The 1637-nt window shown below is 47.0% G+C and carries 3 protein-coding genes and 1 pseudogene; all 4 read left to right on the top strand.

What is annotated here, in order from left to right; all coding sequences use genetic code 11:
• Window positions 1-116, top strand: a pseudogene (locus tag RMO27_RS12975) (ATP F0F1 synthase subunit C); the annotation flags it as partial.
• Between the two features lie 166 nt (window positions 117-282).
• Window positions 283-786 (top strand): F0F1 ATP synthase subunit B', encoded by a 504-nt coding sequence (locus tag RMO27_RS12980; protein WP_396133705.1) that lies wholly within the window; start codon window positions 283-285, stop codon window positions 784-786.
• A gap of 119 nt (window positions 787-905) precedes the next feature.
• A complete protein-coding gene (locus tag RMO27_RS12985) occupies window positions 906-1433 on the top strand; it encodes a F0F1 ATP synthase subunit B (protein ID WP_396133704.1) in 528 nt (175 codons plus the stop codon).
• Window positions 1433-1637, top strand: a 205-nt coding sequence (locus RMO27_RS12990; RefSeq protein ID WP_309733120.1) for a F0F1 ATP synthase subunit delta, incomplete at its 3' end; no start/stop codon positions are given. The genes RMO27_RS12985 and RMO27_RS12990, both read left to right, overlap by 1 nt.

A 1637-nucleotide genomic window follows, 5' to 3' on the forward strand; every position in this document is an offset into this window, starting at 1 on the left:
AAGCTGAAGGCAAAATTCGCGGTACCTTACTGCTCTCCTTGGCGTTCATGGAATCTTTGACTATCTACGGTCTAGTTGTCGCACTGATTCTGTTGTTTGCTAACCCTTTCGCATAATTTTATCGTCAACCATCGGCAGGAACGGACAGTATCAGTTGGGAGTTGATAGTTTAGAGGTCGATGGCGAGATTGTGGAGATACCACAAACCACTTGAGACTGATGACTCGATCCGCTTACGACTTACTGTCAATTTCCTCCCGATCTCAAAATTTTCAAGAAAGCATGAACACGATCCCACAATGGACACTGTCGCTGGCTACAGCAGCAGTCGAGGAAGTAGCAGAAAAGGGTAAACTGTTTGACTTTGATGCGACCTTACCCCTAATGGCGATCCAATTTGTCATTCTGGTCGGCGTATTAAACATCCTGTTTTACAAACCCCTGGGTAAAGTATTAGACGATCGAGATGAGTACATTCGCGGCGGTTTGGGCAATGCCAAAGCCAGACTAGCCGAAGCCGAAGAACTCACCAAAAAGTATGAAGCGGAACTAGCAACAACTAGACGGGAAGCCCAAGCAGTCATCGCCGCAGCGAAAGCTGAAGCTCAAAAAATTGCTGCCGGACAACTCGCGGAAACTCAACAAGCGGCTCAAGTCCAACGGGAACAAGCCCAGCAGGAAATCGATAAGCAAAAGCAATCTGCCTTTACAGCTCTAGAGCCACAAGTAGAAGCCCTCAGCCGTCAAATCCTGACCAAATTGTTGGGAGCCGAGTTAGTTAAATAATCGCCTGCTACCCAGATTAAAACAGTTAATAGCGAACAGTTAGCAAATAAATGATAACTAAATAGCTCAAAACTAATAATCGATCGCCGATCGAATAAAAGCAGCTCTAGAACATATATATGATGGGAAATTTCTTATTCCTCGCCAATGCAGGTCAAGGTGGGGTCGGCTTAAATTTAGATTTAATCGAAACCAACTTATTTAACCTCACTCTGGTTTTGGGCTTTGTCATCGTCTTCGGACGCAAAGTCCTCACTAATATTCTCACCGAACGTCGAGCCACGATCGAGGCCGCAATTGGCGATACCGAAGCTCGCCAAAAACAAGCAGCATCCGCTTTGGAAGTAGCTAAAAAAAATCTGGCTCAAGCACAAGCCGAGGCCGAAACAATTCGCCAAACGGCAATTACCAGTGCGGCGAATGCCAAAGCTGAAATCGCCGCCAAAGCCGCTGCTGATATCGAGCGGATGAAAGAACTCGCCGCTGCCGATACCAATACCGAGCAAGATAAAGCCATCGCCGAACTGCGTGCGCGGGTGACTAAACTGGCAATGGAACGGGCTGAAGCTCAACTCAAAAACCTGCTGACCGCATCCGCTCAATCTGAGTTGGTCGATCGGAGTATCGCTTTGGTAGGAGGTAAGTAATGAAAGGTAGTGCCATGGGTAGTGTCGTACTCACCCCTTACGCGGATGCGCTGATGTCCCTCGCGCAGTCCCAAAACCTGGTCGATGAATTTGGCGATAATTGTGCAGCTTTATTAGGATTGCTGGATGAATCGCCAGAGTTAACTCAAGTTTTGGCCAGTCCGATCGTCAAAATTGCCGATAAAAAAGCAATTTTAAGTAAAA

The organism is Chamaesiphon sp. OTE_75_metabat_556, assembly GCF_031378165.1.
GTDB lineage: Bacteria > Cyanobacteriota > Cyanobacteriia > Cyanobacteriales > Chamaesiphonaceae > Chamaesiphon.